A 19,541-nucleotide genomic window follows, 5' to 3' on the forward strand; every position below is an offset into this window, starting at 1 on the left:
GAGTGGCGGGCGTGGTGAGCGGCGCGGCGAGCGGCGTGGTGAGCGGGGCGCGACGGTGATCGAGCTCGCCATCCTGATGCCGATCGTGCTGGTGGTCGTCTTCCTGATCGTCCAGGTCGCGCTCTGGTTCCACGGCCGTCAGGTCGCCGACGCCGCCGCGCGGGAGGGCGCGCGCGTCGCCAGGACGGCGGGCTCCTCCGACGGCTGGCAGGACGCCGCGGAGGGCAAGGCCCGGCAGATCGTGCAGGCGATCGGCCCGCAACTGCTGCGCGACGCCGAGGCGAAGGCCTGGGAGCAGGGCGACCAGCGGGGCATCGAGGTCACCGGCGACGCCGTACTGGTGGTGCCGCTGCTGCCCGAGATGGCCATCCACATCACCTCGCGCTTCGGCGGGCCCGTCGAGTGCTTCCGCCCGGACGACGGCTCGGAGGGGTGCGAATGACGCTCCGCTCCACCCCGGCCCCAGGACTCGCCCGGGCTCCACGTCTCGCCAGGAAAGGAGAGAGGGGCTCGATGACGGCCGAGACGGTCATGCTCGCCCCGCTCTTCCTGCTGTTCCTGCTGTTCCTGGTCGCGGCGGGCCGGATCGTGGAGGCGCAGGGAGAGGTCAACGGGGCGGCGCGTGACGCCGCGCGGGCCGCCTCGGTGCAGCGGACGCGGTCGGAGGCCGAGTCGGCCGCCAAGGAGGCCGCCGAATCGGCCCTCTCCGGCGAGTGCTCCCCGGAGGTCGACATGTCGGGCACCGAGTGGGAGATGAGCACCGACGACCATCTCGCGGTCGTCCGCGCCACCGTTACCTGCGAGCTCGATCTGGCCGTCCTCGGCTTCGGCGCGGCCAAGCGGATGTCGGGCACCTCGGTCGTGCCGCTGGAGCGGTTCCGGAGGGTGCAGGAATGATCCCTCTTTCCCGCCCCGCCGCCCCGCCGGCCGCCGCCCCCGCGTCAGGCGTTGTTCCGGCGCCGAATGCCGCCTCGGCACCGGCCGTCACCGCATCGGCTGTCGCCTCGGCATCCGGCCGTGCCCCGGCATCGTGCTCCACTTCGGCACCGGCTTCCGGCCCGGCGCCGGGCGCCGCCCTGCGGCCGGGATCACCGGGTGGAGGCGCGCGTCGTGCACGCCGGGCACGCCGGGCCGTACGGCGGAGAGCGGCGGAGCGGGGCTCCATGTCGGTGTTCGTGGTCCTGTTCTCGGGGGCGGTGTTCCTGCTGGCCGGGTTGCTCGTCGACGGCGGGGCGGCCATCAACGCCCGGCTGAAGGCGGCCGACATCGCCGAGCAGGCCGCCCGCGCCGCCGCCGACCAGATCGACGAGGAGATCCTGCGGGCCTCCGGTCAGGTGCGCCTGCTCGCCGACGACGGCGCGGTGTGCGGCCGGGCCGAGGAGATCACCACGGACCGCGACGCGGAGGGCGTACGCATGACCGAATGCACGGTGGGTGGTGGCCAGGCGGAGGTGACGGTGGGGGTGGCGGTCCACTGGGACGCCTTCTTCCTGTCCGCGCTCGGCTTCGCCGGCTCCGACATGGAGGCCGAGGCCACGGCCGCACCGGATCCGGGGGAGGAATGACGGACAGGTCCACACCGCAGGGCCGGCACTCCGCCCGCGAAGCCACAGGGCAGACACAGGGGCAGACCCAGGCGCAGGTGCAGGCGCAGACGCAGTGGCCGGACCGCGCCGCCGCGCCGTCGCGCGGCGTGCCCGGCCGTGCGGGCTACGCTCCCGGCCCGTCGTCCAGCCAGTCGTCCGGCCACGCTCCCGGCCAGTCGTCCGGCCAGGCTCCCGGCCAGTCGTCCGGCCAGGCTCCCGGCCAGTCGTCCGGCCCGTCGTCCGGCTACGCTCCCGGCCAGGACTACTACCAGGCCGTCCGTCAGGACCCCGGCCGGGGACCGCGACCGCGTCCCGAGGGCATGCCGTCCGTGCTGGCACCACAGCGGGCCCCTGAGCACTGGCGCGACGACCGGACGGCGCGGCCGCGGCCCAGGCGCGGGGCGAAGGACGTGTTCGCCGGCATCGGGGCGTTCATCGCGCTCGTGGGCCTGGTGGGCGGCGTGCCGTACGCGCTGCTGAGGCTGGCCGGGCCGCCGATCAGCGGCGACCTGCTGAACCTCGATCTGTTCACCGACCACGTCGGCCCGGAAACGGTCATCGCGATCCTGGTCCTGCTGGTGTGGCTGGCCTGGTTGCAGTTGTTCCTGTGCGTGGTCGTCGAGGTGTACGCGGGACTGCGCCGGGTCGGCATGCCGGCCCGCGTGCCGTTGTCGGGCGGCACCCAGGCGCTCGCGAACCGCCTCGTCGGCGCCGTCCTGCTGCTGTTCACGGCGACCGCCGCGGTGGTGCCCATCGCCCGCGCGGGCGCGCCCGTCGTGATCAAGCCGCAGACGGTCGCCGCCGCCACCGTGTTGTCCGCGCCGGTGCCCCAGACCGAAGCGGACCGGCCGGCCCTGCACGCCAGGGAGGTCAAGAAGGTCTACGTGGTGCAGCCCCCGCACGGGCGTCACCACGAGAGCCTCTGGGAGATCGCGGACAAGTGCCTGGGTGACGGGCGCCGCTATCCGGAGATCTACCAGCTGAACCAGCACAAGGAGCAGCCCGACGGCAGTCGCCTCCACATGGCCGACCTCATCCGCCCCGGCTGGGTGCTCGACATGCCGGACGACGCGAGGAACGTCCACGTCGTGCCCGTCGACGAGGATCGGCCGGAGATCCTCGGGGAGCACCGGAACGCCCCCGCCGAACTCGACGGCACCACCCGTTACGGCGGCGGTGCCGGGGAGGCGGACACCAAGGGCGACGTCCGCGCGCATCCCCGCCCCACTCCCCACAACACGGCCGGCGGCGCCCAGGAGCGCTCGCACGCCACGCCCGACCCGCGCGCCTCGGCCGGCGGAACCGGTTCCCACGGCGGCTCGGCCGGTGGCGAAAGGGACACGACGCTGCCCGACCAGGGCTCGGGAGACACCCCGGCCGGGCCGGGCGGGAACGTGCGGCACACTCCGCCGACGGCCGGGCCCGCCACCCCGAGGCCGGAGGGCACTCAGCATCAGGGCGACGCACGGCACGAGCCCGGCAGGGTGACCCCTCAGCCGGGCAAGCCGGGGGTCGTGCTGCCACCGCCCGCGATGCCGCAGGATCCCACCGCCGTGCACTCGCCGGGACACAGCGGCAAGGCCTCGACGCCGGACGCGCACGCCACCGGCAAGGCCACCACGCCGGACGCGCACGCCACCGGCAAGGCCTCGACGCCGGACGCGCACGCGACGGCCGAGGGGTCACGGACGCCACGGCCGATCACGACCACCACCGCCCAGCCGGCCGCTGTGGGAGAGGCACGACCCACCGAGCACCCGAGCGAGCAGGCATCCGGGCGAGCGGCCGACCAGCCCGGCGCGGGGTCCGCGCGGGAGGAGGGGCAGCCTCGGACGCATGTCCGGCCCGTCGCCGAGGCCACGGCGCCCGGGCACCACGCAACCGCGTCCCCGTCCGCCTCGTCGTCCGCCCCCTCGCCCGGTCCGACGGCCGACGCCCACGGCGCACCCGCCGCTGCGGCCGGCGACCACGACGGAAGCGGGCCCGAAAAGGACGGGCCCGGTGAGGACGGGCAGCGGGGCGGGCCGGTGCTCGCCGACTACCTCGCGGCGTCGTCACTGGCGGCGGCCGGGCTGCTGGCCCTGCTCGGCCGCAGGCGGCGGGAGCAACTGTGGCGCAGGGCGTTCGGGCGGCGGATCGCACGGCCACGCGGAGACGCCGCCGAGGCCGAGGTCGCCATCCGCCTCGGCGCCGACGCCCCCGGCAGCCGGATGCTCGACATCGGCCTGCGGCTGCTCGGCCGCCTGCTGGCCGACTCCGGCAGGCGGCCGCCCACCATCTACGCCGTCCACCTGTCCAGCCGGGGCCTCGACCTGTGGATCCACCCGGCCGAGCAGGACGCGCCCGAGCCGTGGGAGGCCTGCGACGGCGGGCAGGTCTGGCGGCTCCCGGCCCACGAGGGGCGCCGCATCGACGAGCACGCGCTCGCCGGGGTGCCCGCGCCCTACCCCGGACTGGTCTCGCTCGGCACCGGTCAGGGCGGCCGGGTCCTGGTCGACCTGGAAGCCGCCCACGGCATCATCGCGATTACCGGCGCGCACACCGTCGCCGCCCTGTCCGCGCTCGCCGTGGAACTCGCCACCAACCGCTGGTCCGACGACATGCGCCTCACGCTCGTCGGCTTCGGCGAGGAACTCGCCCTGCTCGCGCCCGAGCGGATCAGGACGGCGGGCAGCCTGGCCGAGGTGCTGCCCGAGTTCGAGGAGCGCGGCCGGCACGACGGCGACGTGCTCACCGGCCGTGTGCACAGCTGGGTGGCCGATCCCGCCTACACCCCGCACTACCTGCTGTCGGCCATCCGGCCCGACGAGGACGAGGCGCGCCGGCTGGCCCTGCTCGGCAAGGGCACCCGTACGGCGACCGGCTTCGTGATCGCGGGCGCGGTGCCGCACGCCACCTGGAAGTGGGACATCACCGACGGCGGGCGGACCCGCGTCGACGCCCTGGGCCTGGACATCGAGGCACACCTGCTGCCGCGCAGGCACTACGACGCGGTGGTCGGCCTGTTCCGGACGGCGCTGCGGCAGGAGAGCGAGCCGCTCACCCCCGTGACGGAGCGGCTCAGCGAGGAGCCGCCGGCCATCGAGGTGCGCGTCCTCGGCCCGATCGAGATCAGCCCGGTGAATCCGCTCGAAGAGGGCCGGGCCGCCCTCGCCCACGAACTCGTCGTCTACCTCGCCACGCATCCCGACGGCGTGCATCCGGTCGTCCTGGCCGGGGTGCTGTGGCCGCGCGGCGTGCAGACCGCGGTCCGCGACGCCACCATCGCCCGGGTCGCCGAATGGCTCGGCCGCGACTCCGAGGGGCGTCCCCATCTCTTCGCCGACCGGTCCGGGCGGTTGCGGCTCGGGCCGGAGATCCGTACGGACTGGCGGTTGTTCCAGGACCTCGTACGGCAGGCGAGCGAGTGGGCCGGGACGTCCTCCTCGGGCGAGGTCGAGGAGGACCTGCTGAACCGGGCGTTGCGGCTGGTGCGCGGGCCGCTGCTGAGCGGCAGGCCGCCGGACCGGTACGCCTGGCTGGCGGCCGACCCGCTGGAGTACGACGTGACGGCCTGGGTGGCGGACGCGGCGCACCAACTGTGCGAGATCAGGCTGCGGCGCAACGACCCGTACGGCGCGGTCGCGGCGGCCCGCGCCGGGTTGCTGCTCGCGGCCGACGACGAGGGGTTGTGGCGTGACCTGCTCCGCGCCTCGCACGCGACCGGGGAGCCGGTCCGGCTGCGGGCGGTCGTCGACGGCCTGGTGCGCCGCGCGGCCTCCCACCCCTACGGCGGTGGGATGGCCCCGGAGACCGAGGCGCTCATCGACGAGTTGCTGCCCGACTGGCGCCGCACCCTCTCACCCGATCTCCGAACCCAACGTCTCGCCTGAGCGGAGCGTCTGATGCCCGACCCATGCCGATTCGAGCATGACGCTGGATCATCACCGGCGACCCTTTCTAGGGTGGGACCGGCGGGGGATCGCGTACTGCGGAGGACCCCCTTGACGCGTCCGGGACTCGCCACGGCGGCGGCCACACTGCTCGTGTCGGCCTGCGCGCTGCTCACGTCGGCCTGCGCGGCGCCGGACGCGGACCACGGCTTCACCCCCGGTGGCGGCGCGGCCGCGCCCGCCGCGGCCGGTGCGGCGACCGGTGTGACAGGCGACGAGACGGGTGACGGGACGGGCGACGACGTGATCACGGCGGCGCCCGGCCTGCGGATCGAGATCGATTGGCCGCAGGGGCTCGACCCGGTGCGGTCGGCCGTGGTCAAGGCGTTCGCCGACGACTTCACCGCCCAGTGGCGGGCCGTCGGCACCCTCGGAGAGGACCGGTCGTACACCAAGGGGATCGACCCGGGGTCGTCGGCCTTCCGTGACGCCGACAAATGGGTTCACGGATTCCTCAAGGACAGGCAGTCGGCCCGGGGCGTCGCCAAGGTCTACTCCCTGACCGTGCCCGCGATCATGGGGCGAGGGGCCGAGGCGGACGCCTGCGTCGATCTGACCGGCGTACGGCTGACCGACCAGGAGGGCACCCCGCTGGCAGGTCAGCCCGCCTGGCTGAAACGCCCGCGTGCGGTCTTCCTGCAGACCGCCGGACTGCGCCGCGGGGACGACGGCGCCTGGCGAATCGCCATGTATCACCACGCGGACTATCCGGACGAGCGCGCTAAGGAGTGCCTCCGTTGACTACAAGACCGACAATCGCGGTGACGTCCCTGCTGGCGGGCGGCATGCTCGCGGTGCTCACGCCGCTTGCCACGCCGCCCGCCTCGGCGGACCCGGGCGCCGGGCCGCACGGCGAGGCCTTCCAGCACGGCAGGAAGGCCGGCGTCAAGCTCACCAACTCGAAGATCACGCTGTCCGGCAGCGGACTCAGGGGCAAGAGCGACGGCTACAAGATGCCCAATCCGTGCTGGTACGAGCCGAGCATGTCGGCGCAGGAGGCGCGTGACCTCAAGGTGCGGGAGAAGAAGGAGTCGGTGGAGACGGGCGGCGACTACCGGCCGGACCTCGGCGAGTTCTCGAGCAAACTCGACGAGAAGGGCTCGTGGTGGGGAGTCGGCTACAACGCGGGCGACCCCAAGGGAGAGGCGTGCGCGTCCGGGCGTGACCCGCTCGTGTGGGTGCCGGAGGGGGACACACCCGCCGGAGGCATCACGTTCGAGCAGCTCGCGCAGCTCGCCCGGGCCGCGCTGACCGTCCCCCAGCCGACGATCAAGCTGAGCCCGGACGCCAAGAGCTACGTGAACCTGGAGACATGGGTCTGGCTGGACCAAGCCAACCAGGCCCCCAGATCCGTCACCGCCACGCTGCCCGGGGTCATGTCCGCCACCGTCACGGCGACGCCGGACAAGAACGGCATGACGATCAAGCCGGGGACGTCGCCCGACCGGGCCGACGTCATCACCACCGGCTGCGGCCAGACCGGCCATCCGTACGTCAAGGGTGGCGATTTCACCTGCGGGGTCCGCTACAAGCGCGCGTCGATCGACCAGCCGCGCAAGGTCTACACCCTCACCGTGACGACCACCTGGAACGTCGTCGGCAACGGCCAGAACCTCGGCGGCGGTGCGGTCGACCCGTTCATCTACGCGCCGCTCAACTACGCGCCGGTCCAGGTGAACGCCCAGCGCGACGTGCCCGTGGGGGAGGTCCAGAGCGTCGTCCAGAAGTGACCGGCCGCCCGGCTCACCGGGCGGCTCGTCAGGCCACTCGGCCGGTCAGGCCACGCCGGACTCGTGGGCGAGCAGCCATTCCTTGACCGGCGTGCCGTAGTAGTAGCCGCCGTAGCCGCCGGTCGACGGCAGCACACGGTGGCACGGCACGAACGGCGCGACGAGGTTCTGCGCGCAGGCCGACCCGGCGGCCCGCGCGGCGGTCCTCGGCAGTCCCGCCCGCTCGGCCAGCACGGCGTACGACACGGTGGTGCCGGCGGGCACGGCGCGCAGCGCCTCGTACAGGCGCTGCCTGGTGGGCGTGCCCGGCTGCCGGGCCGGGACCCGGTCGAGGGCGTCGATCTTCCCGTCGAGGTATTCGCGGACGGCCAGCGCCGCGTCGCCGAGGTCGTCCTCCCGCAGGGGGAGGGCCCGCAGCGACGGCGAGAGCCGCGCGTACATCTCGCGGGGATCGGCGGTGAAGCCCGCGGCGACGAGCGCGCCGTCGTGGGCCAGCAGGGCGAGAGGGCCCACCGGGGTGGGCACGATCTGCGTGAGGATCATCGGTTCGTCACGTCCATCTCGTGAGTACGAATCGTGGGCTGAGGCTGCGCGGCGTGGCTCCACAGGTGGACCGCCGCGTACGCGCGCCAGGGCCGCCACCCCTCGGTCTCGCCGGTCGTGATGCCGAGCCGGTCCATGGTCCTGCGCAACACGAGGTCGCCCTCGGGCCAGGCGTCCGGGTCGCGCAGCGCGCGCAGCGCGATGTAGCTCGCCGTCCACGGGCCGATGCCGGGGATCGCCAGCAGCCGGGCCGTGGTGTCGGCCGGGTCCCCGGCGCCGTCGAGGTCGATCTCGCCGGAGGCGACCCCCTCGGCCAGCGCCCTGATCGTGGCGGTCCTGCGGGTGGTAAGCCCGAGGCCGTCCAGATCGGCGTCCGCCAGCCGGTCGGCGGTGGGAAACAGCAGCGGGATCTCGTTCACCGCCTCCGGGGTGGGCTCCCGGTCCGCGGTGCGAAGGTCCTGCTCCCCGACGGCGGAGTCCCGGTCCGCGGTGGTGGTGTTCCGGGTGGCGGGGGGAGGGTTCTGCTCCGGGCCGGGGGCCTCTCCGCCCGGGCCGGCGGAGTTCGGGTCCGTGACGGCGGGGGTTCCGGCGCGGGTGGCGATGCGGCCGAGCAGCGTGCGGGCTCCGGCCACCGAGATCTGCTGCCCCACGACGGCGCGGACGGCCGCCTCGAACCCGTCGTACGCCCCCGGCACCCGCAGGCCCGGCCGGGCCTCGACCAGTGGCGCGAGCGACGTGCGGCCGAGGATCTCCCGCACCGCCCCCGGGTCGGCGTCCAGGTCGAGCAGCCGGCGGCACCGCGCCACCAGCGGCGACAGGCGGTGGGCCTCGGTGGTCCGCACCGTGAGCCTGACGTGGTCCGCGGCGGGCCGCAGGGTGATCGAGCCGCCCGGGACGGCTCGGGTGTACGCCGCGACGTCCGTGCCGGACCAGCGGACCGCCTCCACCCCCGGGATCGCCCGGGCGGCGAGGAAGCGCAGCACCGACTGCGCGTCGTACGGCTGCCGGTGGCCGAGCCGCAGGGTCAGGCCGCTCGCGGGGGAGCAGACGCCCCCGCCGCCGACCGGCCCGTTGCCTTTGCGCAGCTCGCCCGGCGCGAAGCCGTACGACTCCTTCATGGCCGCGTTGAACTGCCGTACGCTCCCGAACCCGGCGGCGAACGCGACGTCAGTGATCGGCAGAGTGGTCTCGGTGAGCAGTTGCTTGGCGAGCAGCAGCCGCCGGGTGCGGGCGACGGCGAGGGGTCCGGCGCCGAGTTCGGCGGCGAACAGGCGATGGAGATGGCGCTCGGTCACGTGCAGGCGCCGGGCCAGCCCGGCGACGCCGGAGTCGTCGGCGACGCCGTCGTCGATCAGCCGCAGCGCGCGTCCCACCAGGTCGGCGCGTACGTCCCAGCCGGGGTCACCCGGGCTGAGCTCCGGGCGGCAGCGGCGGCAGGGCCGGAATCCGGCGGCCTCGGCCGCGGCGGCGTGCCGGTAGAAGCGGACGTTTCCCCGTCCGGGCGTGCGCGCCGGGCAGATCGGGCGGCAGTAGATGCCGGTGGTCGTGACAGCCGTGTAGAAACGCCCGTCAAAACGGGAGTCCCGGGCGGACACGGCCAGGTAGCACGCGTCGAAGTCGAGCTGTCGTGTGGTGGTCACGCACACGACGTTATGCCCAGGCCACCGATGCGGGCTCGCGGAAATCGGACGTGGACGTCACACCGAATCATCAAGGCCGAACGCCCAGGAGTGGTCGCGCTCGCGCGAGGCCGGGCGGTGCGGCGCCGGGCCATGCTCTCGCGCGGGACGGGAGGTCGGCGTCACTTGCTGGAGATGCCGACCCCGAGGTCGAACTCGCGGTACACCCGGGCCCAGAAGCCGTCGCGCAGCCACACGCGCGCCTCGGGATAGGGCCGCAGGGAATGGCCGAGTTCCTTCTCGGCCTCGATGAGCAGTTCGGTGTCGATCACCGTGGGCAGGATCGGGCCGGGCAGCAGGTCGCGGATGTTGTCCCGGCCGCGGGTCAGTATCCATTTCTGCGCGACGTGCTCGCCGACCTCCTCCACGTGGGGCCGGCCCGGGCCCAGCTTGGAGGTCTGGCCGACCGGCGTCTTCGGCGGCATCGGCTTGGCGCGGCCCGCGAAGACCTGGGCGGGCGACGGCGCGGGCGTGACGGGCACCGGCACGGGAGCGCGGGTGAAGAACGGACGCAGGAAGTCGGCGCTCAGGATCTCGACGGTGTCCGACTCCCAGACGAGCCGTTCGGCCTGGTTCGTCCCGAACGGCGGCTCGACGCCCCACAGGTGGACGCGAACGCCGTACGCCTGGGCGGCCTCCACGGCGGGCACCATGTCCTCGTCACCGGCGATCAGCACGGTGTCGTTCACGGCGTGGTGCCGGGCGAGCGCCTCCAGGTCGCTGCGGATCTGCGCGTCCACACCCTTCTGCTGGCCACGGGCGTTCAGGTTGCCGAGCCGCACCTTGACCCAGGGCAGCTGGGCGATCACCCGCTGGTCCACGGTGGGCACCCGGTCGCGTGCGGCGTCGTACCAGTACACCCGCAGCAGTTCACCCGAGATGCGGTCCACAGCATGCTTCTGCAGCGACTGGATCAACTCGTCCGCGGCGACACGGTACTCCTTACGCTCCTTGGCGCCTAAGAGAACTTCACCGGCAGCGGCGTAAAGGTAACCGACGTCCACCAGAACGGCATACTTTGCGGCGATCCCATGTGCGCTGAAGTCCGGGATGGCCATGGTGTCCTCCAGGACTCGTCACTAGATGATCAGGCGACTATATTCCCCCGCTTTCTAGATAGTCCCAACTCTTGGGCCAGTTGACACCCGGTTCCGTCGATGTAATCAGGCTGTGGTCCCCGGCAGATCCTCGGCTGATCCCGGCTGCCGGTCACCGGGCGCCGGGGAGGAAGGCGGAGCGCCACGCCCCCAGGCCGTGCCGCAGCGCCGGGCGCATGCCGCGCCCCGCGTACCTCCAGTTTCCGCTGGTGGCGGGCGGGGCCTCCCGTGGGGCGTGCGCCGACGCGCGGGCCAGCAGCGCGGCGAGCAGGGCGGCGGTCTCCTCGGGGGTGGCGTCCCCCCGGATGATCTCCAGGTACGGCTCGCGAGTGCTCACAGCGGGATGTTCCCATGCTTCTTCGGCGGCAGGGCGGCCCGCTTGTTGCGCAGTGCCCGCAGCGCGCGGACGATCTGGACCCGGGTGTCCGAGGGCCGGATCACCGCGTCCACGTAGCCGCGCTCGGCGGCCAGGTACGGGTTCGCCAGCGCGTCCTCGTACTCGGCGACGAAGTTCGCCCGCGCCGTGTCCGGGTCGTCGGCGGCGGCCAGTTCACGCCGGTAGAGGATGTTGACGGCGCCCTGCGCCCCCATCACCGCGATCTGGGCGGTGGGCCAGGCCAGGTTGACGTCCGCGCCGAGGTGCTTGGAACCCATGACGTCGTACGCCCCGCCGTACGCCTTGCGGGTGATGACGGTGACCAGCGGCACGGTCGCCTCGGCGTAGGCGTAGAGGAGCTTGGCGCCGCGCCGGATGATGCCGTTCCACTCCTGGTCGGTGCCCGGGAGGAAGCCCGGCACGTCGACGAAGGTCAGCACCGGGATGTTGAAGGCATCGCAGGTGCGGACGAACCGGGCGGCCTTCTCGGAGGCGGCGATGTCGAGCGTCCCGGCGTAGCTCATCGGCTGGTTGGCGACGACGCCCACCGAACGCCCCTCGACCCGGCCGAAGCCGACCAGGATGTTCGGCGCGAAGCCCGCGTGGATCTCCAGGAACTCCCCGTCGTCGAGGACGTGCTCGATCACCGCGTGCATGTCGTACGGCTGGTTGGCCGAGTCGGGGATCAGCGTGTCGAGCACGCGGTCGTCCTCGGTCGTCTCCAGGACCGCCTCCGCCTCGAAGGCCGGCGGGTCGTCCATGTTGTTGGACGGCAGGAACGACAGCAGCGCCCTGGCGAAGTCGAGGCAGTCCTGCTCGTCGGACGCCTCGTAGTGGGCGACGCCGCTCCGGGAGTTGTGCGTGTGGGCCCCGCCCAGCTCCTCGAACGTCACCTCCTCGCCGGTGACGGTCTTGATCACGTCCGGGCCGGTGATGAACATGTGCGACTTCTCCCGGACCATCAGCACGAAGTCGGTCAGCGCGGGGGAGTAGACCGCGCCACCGGCGCACGGGCCCATGATCAGCGAGATCTGCGGGATCACCCCGGAGGAGTGCACGTTGCGCTTGAAGATCTCCGCGTACAGGCCGAGGGAGACCACGCCCTCCTGGATGCGCGCGCCGCCCGAGTCGTTGATCCCGATCACCGGGCAGCCGGTCTTGAGCGCGTGGTCCATCACCTTGACGATCTTCTCGCCGAAGACCTCGCCCAGCGAGCCGCCGAACACGGTGAAGTCCTGCGCGAACACCGCGACCGGGCGGCCGTCCACCGTGCCGTACCCGGTCACGACCCCGTCGCCGTACGGGCGTTCGCGGTCCAGGCCGAAGGCGGTCGCCCGGTGCCTGGCCAGTTCGTCGAACTCCACGAACGAGCCCTCGTCGAGGAAGGCCGCGACCCGCTCGCGGGCCGTCATCTTTCCCTTGGCGTGCTGTTTCTCCACCGCCCGCGCGGAGCCTGCGTGGGCCGCCTCGCCGAGGCGCCGCTCCAGGTCGGCGATCTTGCCCGCGGTGGTGTGGATATCGATCTCGTGGGCGCGTTCCGCGCTCATCGTCACCTCGCCGTTCCTCGCATGCTCAGCGGGTCCCGCGATCCGGTCCGGGCCGCGTCGAATCCATGGCCGACAGGTTAACGAGACTCGCACCGCGAGGTCGCGCCGGGGCGCGGCCGGAAAGAGCCGGGGAGGAGTCCTGGGAGAGTCCTGGGCGGAGTCCCAGGAGGAACGGAGGCCGCGTGTCGTTCGTTCGGCCATACGACCGGGCCTTCGGAACCGGGCCTTCACGACAAGGCCGCACGACCATCGGCGGAGGAGGGGGCGCAATGGGTGACGCCGTACGCACGCAGGGCCTGTACAAGCGCTTCGGGCGGCAGGTGGCGGTCGGCGGGGTCGACCTGGTGGTGCCGGAAGGCGGTTTCGCCGGCCTGGTCGGCCCGAACGGCGCGGGCAAGACGACGACGCTGAGCATGATCACCGGGTTGCTGCGCCCCGACGGCGGGCGGATCGAGATCGACGGCCACGACGTGTGGGCCGATCCGGTCGCCGCCAAGGCGCGGATCGGCGTGCTGCCCGAGGGCCTGCGGCTGTTCGAACGGCTGTCCGGCCGCGAGTTGCTGCTGTACGGCGGCCAGCTGCGCGGCATCCCCCTGGACGAGGCCGGCAGGCGCGCCGACGAGCTGCTCAGGGTCATGGACCTGGTCGAGGCCCAGGACAAGCTGGTGGTCGACTACTCGACCGGCATGCGCAAGAAGATCGGCCTCGCCGCGGCGCTGCTGCACAACCCGCGCGTGCTGTTCCTCGACGAGCCGTTCGAGGGCGTCGACCCGGTCTCGGCCAACACCCTGGCCGAGGTGCTGCGCAGATACACCGCCTCGGGCTCCACCGTCGTCTTCTCCAGCCACGTGATGGACCTGGTCGAGCGGCTGTGCGACTGGGTGTCGGTGATGAACGGTGGGCTCGTCGTCGCGCAGGGCCCGCTCGACGACGTACGGCGGGGCCGCACCCTCAACGAGGCGTTCCTCGACCTCGTCGGCGCACGCGGAAACGGGGAGGAGGGCCTGTCGTGGCTGGGCACCTCGGCCTCCTGACCAAGCGGCCCACCGGCATCCTGACCGCGCGGCCCACCGGCGTCCTGACCGCCCAGCACGCGGGCCTCCTGACCGCGCGGCCCGTCGGACGGGGGAGCGCGTCATGACGTGGCTGTTCGTCCGGATGAAGCTCAGCCTCGTCCGCGGGGGCCTGCGCGGCGAGCTGGCCAGGCAGCTCGGGTTCGTCTTCTCGCTGCTCGCCGCCGTCGTCATGGCGGTCGCGGGGTTCGGGTTGTTCGCACTCGTACGGCTCGCGCCGCACGACGTCGCCCTCGACGTCGTGCCGGTGGCGTTCGCGATGTTCGCCGCCGGGTGGATCGTCGTGCCGCTGATGGCCTTCGGCCTGGACGAGACGCTCGACCCGGCCCGGCTGGCCCTGTTCCCGCTGACCACCCGGCAGCTCGCGACCGGACTGTTCGCCGCGTCCGTCGCCGGGCCGTGGCCGATCGCCTCGCTGGTCGCGCTCTCCGGCGGCGTGGTCGCGCTCGCCCATGGGCCGGGCGGCGTGCTGCTCGGGGTGCCCGCGGTGGTCCTCCAGTTCGCCTTCTGCATCGTGGTCTCCCGCCTGGTGACCACCGCGTTGTCCGGCGCGCTGCGCACCCGGCGGGGACGCGACGTGCTCGCGGTCGCCGCCGTCTTCGGCGTGCTGCTCGCCCAGTTGCCTGACCTGCTGCTCAACCAGAGGCTCGCGGCCGACCCCGCGGGGATGCTGGCGTCGGCGGCGGACGTCCTGCGCTGGACGCCGCCCGGCCTGGCCGCGCACGCGATCGCCGACGGCGGGCTCGCCGGCGTGGCCGGCCTGGTCGTCGTCGCGGTGACGGTGGTCGTGCTGGGATGGCTGTGGATCACCGCGCTGCGGCACGCGCTGGTGCGGCCCGACTCCTCCAACCAGGGCGGCGGGTCGGTGCGCCGGTCCTGGGCGGGCGGACTCCTGCCGGGCGGCATGATCGGCGCCGTCGTCGCCAAGGAGCTGAAGTACGCCCGGAGGGAGCCGCGCGGCCGGGTGAACTGGATCATCGCGATCTTCGTGAGCGCGGTCGTCATGTTCTCCCTGCACGGGCCCGGCCTCTCGGCGGGCCCCACGTCCGCGATCGGCCCCGCCTGCCTGGCCGCCCTGGTGATCGGGCTGCAGTCGGCCAACTCCTTCGGCATCGACGGCAGGTCGCTGTGGATGAACGCGGTGGCCTTCGGCACCCCGCGCGACCTGCGCACCGACCTGGCCGGGCGGCACCTCGCCATGGCGGTCATCGCGGTGCCGCTGCTGGCGCTGGCGTCGCTGGCCGCCGCCCTGGTGGCGGGCGACGCCACCTGGGCCCCCGCCGCCGCGCTCACCGCGTGGGGCGTGCTCGGCGTCGGCATGGGAGTCGGCGCGCTCACCAGCGTGACCGTCCCGTACACCTATCCCGACCGGCTCAACGCCTTCAGCGGCGCCGCACCCGGGCAGGGCGGGCAGGCGTTCGTCTCGTCCTTCGCCACGATGCTCGCCGTCGCCGCGCTCGCGCTGCCCGTCGCGCTGCCGGTCCTGCTCGGCACGACCTGGGTCGCCGTGCTCGCGGTGCCGTACGGCGTGGCGGTCGCCTGGGCGGGCCGCCGGCTCGCGTCCGGCATCGGCTTCGCCCGGCTCCCCGAACTCCTCGCCGCCGTCTCCCGCCCCACCTGACTGCGTCTTCTGCCCTGTCTGTCACGTAACAGAGCGGTCGCGAAGTCCTTGCGGTGTTGCGGGCGTTATGGGCTGTCCCTATAACGGTCTGGACCGTTCTAAGGGGATGAATGATGCACGACCGCAGGCGGCTGGGCCGCGTGATCTGGGCGCCGCTGGCCGCGGCGGCGCTGAGCGGACTGGTCATCGGGGCGGTGGCGCGCCTCCTGATGCGGGGTATCACGCTGGCCATCGGCGGACTGACCGGTTTCTCCCTGGTGAGCACTTTGGCGATCATCGTCGTCTTCGTCGTGCTGGCCGTGCCCGCGGCGGTGACCGCGACCGCGCGCCCGGTGGTCAGGCACGCCGGCCGGTGGGTGACCACCGTGGTCACCGGGATGATGGCCGCGGGGACGGGGCTCAGCGATGCGAAGACGATCCTTCTGGCCGACGAGAGCCGGTTGACGACGATCGCCGTCCTGATCGTCGCCTTCGCCGCCGCCGTGGTGGCGCACGGCCTGCTCGCCCAGCACCTCACGCTCCGCTTCAGGCGGCTCCCGGCGGGCGACAGCACCCCCGCCGAGGCGCTCGGGACAATCTGATCTGTCCCTTTTCAGTGGTCTAGTCCAATAAGTGAGACCGCCCTCGGGGCGCGATAAGTCATTCGCTAGCCTTCCAACCATGGCCGCCATCGCTCCTGCCGAACGACACAACGCCGTAGCGGAGATGCCGGATGAACTCCGCGCCGACGTGCGCCTCCTGGGTGGACTGCTGGGTCAGGTGATCGCCGAACACGGCGGCCCCGACCTCCTCGCCGACGTGGAACGGCTCCGGAAGGCGGTGATCGCGGCGCGCCGTCAGGAGACGACGGCCGACGAGGTCGCGGCCCTGGTCGCCGAATGGCCCGTCGACCGCGCCGTGCAGATCGCCCGCGCCTTCACCTGCTACTTCCACCTCGCCAACCTCGCCGAGGAGCACTACCGGGTCCGTACGCTCCGGCAGCGCGACAAGGACGACGTGCCGCTGCGCGAGTCGCTCGCCGAGGCCGTCCAGCGGCTGCGCGGGGACGACCGCCTCCAGGGACTGATCGACGGGCTGGAGTTCCGGCCGGTGCTGACCGCGCACCCGACCGAGGCGCGGCGGCGCGCGATCGTCACCGCCATCCAGCGGATCAGCGCGCAGCTCGACGCGTACAACCTGCCGGGGCGGGGCGCCGCCGAGCGCGAGGAGGCCCACCGGCGGCTGCTGGAGGAGATCGACCTCCTCTGGCGGACCGCCCAGCTCCGGCACACCAAGCTCGACCCTCTGGACGAGGTCCGCACCGCGATGGCGGCGTTCGACGAGACGCTCTTCCGCACGGTGCCGCTGATCTACCGGTCGCTCGACGCGGCGCTCGGCCCGGGCACCGGGACGCGGGAGCCGCAGGCCAAGGCGTACATCCGCTACGGCAGCTGGATCGGCGGCGACCGCGACGGCAACCCCAACGTCACCGCCAAGGTGACCAGGGAGGCCATGCAGATCCAGGCCGAGCACGTGCTCATCGCGCTGGAGAACGCAACCACCAGGATCGGCAGGTCGCTGACCCTGGCCGCCGCCTACACGCCGCCGTCCGCCGACCTGCGCGCCGCGCTCGCCCAGGCCGAGGACGACCACCCCGACCTGGTGTCGGAGATGGCCACCCGCTCGCCGATGGAGCCGCACCGCCAGTGGCTGATGTTCGTGGCGGCCAGGATCGCCGCGACCCGCCGCCGCGACCTCGATCTCGCCTACCGCGCGCCGGCGGAGCTGCTCGCCGACCTGCGGCTCGCGCAGGACTCCCTGCGCGGCGCGGGCGCCGTACGGCAGGCGTACGGCGAGTTGCAGCACCTCGTCTGGCAGGTGGAGACGTTCGGGTTCCACCTGGCGGAGCTGGAGGTGCGCCAGCACTCGGCGGTCCACGCGGCGGCGCTGCAGGAGATCGCCTCCGGCACGCTGTCCGAGCGCACCGAGGAGGTCCTGGCCACGATCCGGGTGATCGGCTGGATCCAGGAGCGCTTCGGCGTGACCGCCTGCTCCCGGTACGTCGTCTCGTTCACCCGCTCGGCCGACGACATCGCCGCCGTGTACGAGCTCGCCCGGCACGCCCTGGGCGACCGCGCCCCGGTGCTCGACGTGGTTCCGCTGTTCGAGTCGGGCGAGGACCTCGACAACTCCACCAGGGTCCTGGAGGGCATGGCCGCGCTGGAGCCGGTGCGTAAGCGGCTCGCCGCCAACGGGCGGCGCATGGAGGTCATGCTCGGCTACTCCGACTCGGCCAAGGAACTCGGCCCGGCGGCGGCCACCCTGCGCCTCTACGACGCGCAGGCGGCGCTGACCGCGTGGGCGGCGGCCAACGACGTCCGGCTCACGCTCTTCCACGGCCGCGGCGGCGCGCTCGGCCGCGGCGGCGGCCCGGCCAACCGCGCCGTGCTCGCCCAGGCCCCGGGGTCGGTGGCCGGACGGTTCAAGGTCACCGAGCAGGGCGAGGTCATCTTCGCCCGGTACGGCCACTCGGCCATCGCCAAGCGCCACATCGAGCAGGTCACCAACGCCGTGCTGCTGGCGTCCACCTCGGCGGTGGAGTCGAGCACGGCCGAGGCGGCGGCCAAGTTCCGCCGGCTCGCCGACCTCGTCGCCTCGGCCTCCGAACGCGCGTACCGCGCGCTGACCGAGGCCCCGGGCTTCCCCGAATGGTTCGCGCTGGTCAGTCCGCTGGAGGAGCTGGGCTCGCTGCGGCTCGGCTCCCGGCCCGCACGGCGCGGTCTCGGCGCCCCCCGCTCGCTGGACGACCTGCGGGCCATCCCCTGGGTCTTCTCGTGGGCCCAGACCCGGGTCAACCTCCCCGGCTGGTACGGCCTGGGCAGCGGCCTGGCCGCCGTGGTCACCGACGGCGGGATGGCCGAACTGCGCGCGGCGTACCAGGAGTGGCCGCTGTTCGCCGCGATGCTGGACAACGCGGAGATGTCGCTGGCCAAGACCGACCGGGCCATCGCGTCGCGCTACCTGGGGCTGGGCGGGCGGAGCGACTTCGCCGAGCAGGTCCTGGAGGAGTACGACCTGACGAGGCGGCTGGTGCTGGAGGTGACCGGCCACGACCGCCTGCTGGAGAACCGGCGGGTCCTCTCGCGGGCCGTGCAGCTCCGCGATCCGTACGTGGACGCGCTCAGCCACCTGCAACTGCGCGCGCTGTCGGCGCTGCGGGCGTCCGGCGACCTGTCGGAGGAGGAGCGCGAGCGCCTGTCCACGCTGCTGTTGCTGAGCGTGAACGGCGTCGCCGCCGGCCTCCAGAACACCGGCTGACCGGCCGGTCCGGCGTGCGGGCGTGGGTGGAACGGACGCCCGCGCGCCGGTCGGCCTGCCGCGGCTTCGGCCGCGGCCGCGGGGTGTCACGGCGTGTCAGGGCGGGGGAGGGACCGGAACCGCCGGCTCCCGCTCGACGTCGATCCGCTCCGGGCAGGCGTAGACGTTGAAGCGCTCGTCGCGCAGGAACCCCACGAGCGTGACGCCGAACTCGCGGGCGAGGTCGACGGCGAGCGAGGAGGGCGCGGAGACGGCGCAGACGATCTGGATCCCGGCGCTCGCGGCCTTCTGCATGATCTCGTAGCTGACGCGGCCGCTGACCAGCAGGACGTGCCGGTCGAGGGGCAGCGTGCCGCCCATCAGAGCCCAGCCGACCAGCTTGTCGACCGCGTTGTGCCGCCCCACGTCCTCCCGTACGGCCACGGGGGCGCCCTCAGGCGTGAACAGCCCGGCGGCGTGCAGCCCGCCCGTCCTGCCGAACACCCCCTGGGCCTCGCGCAGCCGGTCCGGCAGGGCGTACAGGGTCGCGGCGGACACGCCGACCGGCGGGCGGACGGCCGGCGCCGGGCAGCGGTCGCGCAGGGCGTCCAGGCTGGCCGTGCCGCAGACGCCGCACGCGCTCGACGTCAGGAAGTTCCGCTGGACAGCGGTCATGTCGGGCAGTTCGGGCGCGGTGAGCCGCACGGTCACGGTGTTGTAGCGCGCCTCGGGGTCCAGGTCCTCGTCCGTGCAGTAGCCGATGGCGGCGATGCCGCCGGGGCCGACGATCCCCTCGCCGTGCAGGAACCCCGCCGAGAGTTCGAAGTCCGCGCCCGGCGTCCGCATCGTGATCGCCACCGTACGGGCGTCGCCGCCCGCGGCCAGCAGCCGGATCTCCAGCGGTTCCTCGGTGGCGAGATCGTCCCGCCGGTCGCGTACGGCCGATCCCGACACCCTCCGGACGCGGAACCGCGTGACCGGCCCCGGACGGGCAGACAGCCCCTCCCCGCCGTCCCGTCGCATCTGCTTCCTCCTTGCCGGCATGGCTGCCGCTCTTTCCCGTACGCAGCCTGCCACGCCT

17 protein-coding genes are annotated in these 19,541 nt (G+C 73.4%); 11 read left to right on the top strand and 6 right to left on the bottom strand.

Annotated features, from left to right (window positions below; genetic code table 11):
- The first annotated feature begins 55 nt into the window (after positions 1–55).
- The 6 genes from HHX37_RS12555 (at position 56) to HHX37_RS12580 (ending at position 7,248) form a co-directional block, all read left to right on the top strand.
- Positions 56–442, top strand: a complete 387-nt coding sequence (locus HHX37_RS12555) for a TadE/TadG family type IV pilus assembly protein (protein WP_310737959.1) — start codon at positions 56–58, stop codon at positions 440–442.
- A 71-nt stretch (positions 443–513) separates the two neighbouring features.
- Positions 514–897 (top strand): TadE/TadG family type IV pilus assembly protein, encoded by a 384-nt coding sequence (locus HHX37_RS12560; RefSeq protein ID WP_165900496.1) that lies wholly within the window; start codon positions 514–516, stop codon positions 895–897.
- 266 nt (positions 898–1,163) lie between these two features.
- Positions 1,164–1,565: a pilus assembly protein TadG-related protein gene (locus HHX37_RS12565; RefSeq protein ID WP_182885487.1), complete on the top strand. Its 402-nt coding sequence runs from the start codon at positions 1,164–1,166 to the stop codon at positions 1,563–1,565.
- Positions 1,562–5,458 carry a bacterial transcriptional activator domain-containing protein gene (locus HHX37_RS12570; protein ID WP_182885488.1) on the top strand — a complete coding sequence of 1,299 codons (3,897 nt, stop codon included), beginning with the start codon at positions 1,562–1,564 and terminating at the stop codon, positions 5,456–5,458. The genes HHX37_RS12565 and HHX37_RS12570 overlap by 4 nt, the downstream gene beginning before the upstream one ends.
- A 111-nt stretch (positions 5,459–5,569) precedes the next feature.
- Positions 5,570–6,259 (top strand): hypothetical protein, encoded by a 690-nt coding sequence (locus HHX37_RS12575; RefSeq protein WP_182885489.1) that lies wholly within the window; start codon positions 5,570–5,572, stop codon positions 6,257–6,259.
- On the top strand, positions 6,247–7,248 hold the full coding sequence (locus HHX37_RS12580; RefSeq protein WP_396775483.1) for a hypothetical protein: 1,002 nt from the start codon (positions 6,247–6,249) through the stop codon (positions 7,246–7,248). The genes HHX37_RS12575 and HHX37_RS12580 overlap by 13 nt, the downstream gene beginning before the upstream one ends.
- A gap of 45 nt (positions 7,249–7,293) precedes the next feature.
- Here HHX37_RS12580 and HHX37_RS12585 read toward each other — a convergent pair whose 3' ends face one another.
- From HHX37_RS12585 to HHX37_RS12605, 5 genes are all read right to left on the bottom strand, one after another.
- On the bottom strand, positions 7,294–7,791 hold the full coding sequence (locus HHX37_RS12585) for a methylated-DNA--[protein]-cysteine S-methyltransferase (protein ID WP_138460610.1): 498 nt from the start codon (positions 7,789–7,791) through the stop codon (positions 7,294–7,296).
- On the bottom strand, positions 7,788–9,431 hold the full coding sequence (locus HHX37_RS12590; protein ID WP_182885490.1) for a DNA-3-methyladenine glycosylase 2 family protein: 1,644 nt from the start codon (positions 9,429–9,431) through the stop codon (positions 7,788–7,790). Before HHX37_RS12590 ends, HHX37_RS12585 begins: the two co-directional genes overlap by 4 nt.
- Positions 9,432–9,592: 161 nt before the next feature.
- The gene (locus tag HHX37_RS12595; protein ID WP_111698282.1) at positions 9,593–10,528 is read right to left on the bottom strand and encodes an NYN domain-containing protein; all 936 of its coding nucleotides are present in this window, start codon (positions 10,526–10,528) and stop codon (positions 9,593–9,595) included.
- A gap of 151 nt (positions 10,529–10,679) precedes the next feature.
- Positions 10,680–10,904 carry an acyl-CoA carboxylase epsilon subunit gene (locus HHX37_RS12600; protein ID WP_182885491.1) on the bottom strand — a complete coding sequence of 75 codons (225 nt, stop codon included), beginning with the start codon at positions 10,902–10,904 and terminating at the stop codon, positions 10,680–10,682.
- The gene (locus HHX37_RS12605; protein WP_182885670.1) at positions 10,901–12,490 is read right to left on the bottom strand and encodes an acyl-CoA carboxylase subunit beta; all 1,590 of its coding nucleotides are present in this window, start codon (positions 12,488–12,490) and stop codon (positions 10,901–10,903) included. Before HHX37_RS12605 ends, HHX37_RS12600 begins: the two co-directional genes overlap by 4 nt.
- A gap of 269 nt (positions 12,491–12,759) precedes the next feature.
- On the opposite strand from HHX37_RS12605, the gene HHX37_RS12610 reads away from it, so the two are divergent.
- The 5 genes from HHX37_RS12610 to HHX37_RS12625 all read left to right on the top strand — a co-directional run bounded on the left by HHX37_RS12610 (position 12,760) and on the right by HHX37_RS12625 (position 18,481).
- Positions 12,760–13,524, top strand: coding sequence for an ABC transporter ATP-binding protein (locus HHX37_RS12610; RefSeq protein WP_111698278.1), 765 nt, complete (start codon positions 12,760–12,762; stop codon positions 13,522–13,524).
- On the top strand, positions 13,500–13,631 hold the full coding sequence (locus tag HHX37_RS36590; protein ID WP_259406399.1) for a hypothetical protein: 132 nt from the start codon (positions 13,500–13,502) through the stop codon (positions 13,629–13,631). The genes HHX37_RS12610 and HHX37_RS36590 overlap by 25 nt, the downstream gene beginning before the upstream one ends.
- Positions 13,628–15,184, top strand: coding sequence for a hypothetical protein (locus tag HHX37_RS12615; protein ID WP_182885492.1), 1,557 nt, complete (start codon positions 13,628–13,630; stop codon positions 15,182–15,184). Before HHX37_RS36590 ends, HHX37_RS12615 begins: the two co-directional genes overlap by 4 nt.
- Before the next feature lie 110 nt (positions 15,185–15,294).
- A complete protein-coding gene (locus HHX37_RS12620; RefSeq protein WP_182873971.1) occupies positions 15,295–15,765 on the top strand; it encodes a hypothetical protein in 471 nt (156 codons plus the stop codon).
- A gap of 79 nt (positions 15,766–15,844) precedes the next feature.
- Positions 15,845–18,481, top strand: a complete 2,637-nt coding sequence (locus tag HHX37_RS12625) for a phosphoenolpyruvate carboxylase (RefSeq protein WP_111698272.1) — start codon at positions 15,845–15,847, stop codon at positions 18,479–18,481.
- A gap of 96 nt (positions 18,482–18,577) precedes the next feature.
- Here HHX37_RS12625 and fdhD read toward each other — a convergent pair whose 3' ends face one another.
- Positions 18,578–19,483: a formate dehydrogenase accessory sulfurtransferase FdhD gene (gene fdhD / locus HHX37_RS12630; protein ID WP_182885493.1), complete on the bottom strand. Its 906-nt coding sequence runs from the start codon at positions 19,481–19,483 to the stop codon at positions 18,578–18,580.
- Between the last annotated feature and the right edge of the window lie 58 nt (positions 19,484–19,541).

The sequence above is a fragment of the Microbispora sp. H10885 genome (assembly GCF_014161415.1).
Classification (GTDB): Bacteria; Actinomycetota; Actinomycetes; order Streptosporangiales; family Streptosporangiaceae; genus Microbispora; species Microbispora triticiradicis.

What these genes read in the sequence shown, in the direction of transcription:
- HHX37_RS12565 (WP_182885487.1), top strand. Translation starts at nt 1,164, where the DNA reads ATGTCGGTGTTCGTGGTCCTGTTCTCGGGGGCGGTGTTCCTGCTGGCC.
- HHX37_RS12620 (WP_182873971.1), top strand. Translation starts at nt 15,295, where the DNA reads ATGATGCACGACCGCAGGCGGCTGGGCCGCGTGATCTGGGCGCCGCTG.
- HHX37_RS12605 (WP_182885670.1), bottom strand. Translation starts at nt 12,490, where the DNA reads ATGAGCGCGGAACGCGCCCACGAGATCGATATCCACACCACCGCGGGC.
- fdhD (WP_182885493.1), bottom strand. Translation starts at nt 19,483, where the DNA reads ATGCGACGGGACGGCGGGGAGGGGCTGTCTGCCCGTCCGGGGCCGGTC.
- HHX37_RS12615 (WP_182885492.1), top strand. Translation starts at nt 13,628, where the DNA reads ATGACGTGGCTGTTCGTCCGGATGAAGCTCAGCCTCGTCCGCGGGGGC.
- HHX37_RS12570 (WP_182885488.1), top strand. Translation starts at nt 1,562, where the DNA reads ATGACGGACAGGTCCACACCGCAGGGCCGGCACTCCGCCCGCGAAGCC.
- HHX37_RS12625 (WP_111698272.1), top strand. Translation starts at nt 15,845, where the DNA reads ATGGCCGCCATCGCTCCTGCCGAACGACACAACGCCGTAGCGGAGATG.
- HHX37_RS12595 (WP_111698282.1), bottom strand. Translation starts at nt 10,528, where the DNA reads ATGGCCATCCCGGACTTCAGCGCACATGGGATCGCCGCAAAGTATGCC.
- HHX37_RS12560 (WP_165900496.1), top strand. Translation starts at nt 514, where the DNA reads ATGACGGCCGAGACGGTCATGCTCGCCCCGCTCTTCCTGCTGTTCCTG.
- HHX37_RS12610 (WP_111698278.1), top strand. Translation starts at nt 12,760, where the DNA reads ATGGGTGACGCCGTACGCACGCAGGGCCTGTACAAGCGCTTCGGGCGG.
- HHX37_RS12585 (WP_138460610.1), bottom strand. Translation starts at nt 7,791, where the DNA reads ATGATCCTCACGCAGATCGTGCCCACCCCGGTGGGCCCTCTCGCCCTG.